Annotated in this window: 1 protein-coding gene; it reads right to left on the reverse strand. The window is 25.5% G+C overall.

Annotated elements, in window-relative coordinates; genetic code table 11:
* Nucleotides 1-355, reverse strand: a 355-nt coding sequence (locus KVT34_RS29930; RefSeq protein ID WP_217563263.1) for a hypothetical protein, incomplete at its 3' end; no start/stop codon positions are given.
* Nucleotides 356-396 lie beyond the last annotated feature (41 nt).

Below are 396 nucleotides of genomic sequence, written 5' to 3' on the forward strand. Positions count from 1 at the left end.
CTACTAAATACATAGGGTTTAGTAAAATTTGATGAAACCATAAAAAATAAGAAAATATGGTCACCATCGCTAATGCATCCAAAGTTATATTACTAACACCTTTTGAACTATACTTTTTAATTTTTGAGATTTTTATTTTCTTTCCCAAAAAACACCCATAACTAAAAATAAGCAACAATATTAATCCGATTAAAAAGTATGAAAAATCGAAATAATTAGTTAGCGAATTCATATTTTTGCCCCGATAAAATAAATATATAAAACTATACATCGGGATAATAAATAGTAGTATTAATATATCTGGCCTTAACCACCAATAGATATGTTTAGTTTTTCTTTCTTCTCTATTTTTCATAGTCCATTCCTTAGATTAGATTTAATAAGCTCGCTTTTTTA

Origin of the sequence: Paenibacillus sp. GbtcB18, from assembly GCF_019091125.1 — a bacterium.
Taxonomy (GTDB): domain Bacteria; phylum Bacillota; class Bacilli; order Paenibacillales; family NBRC-103111; genus Paenibacillus_F; species Paenibacillus_F chitinolyticus.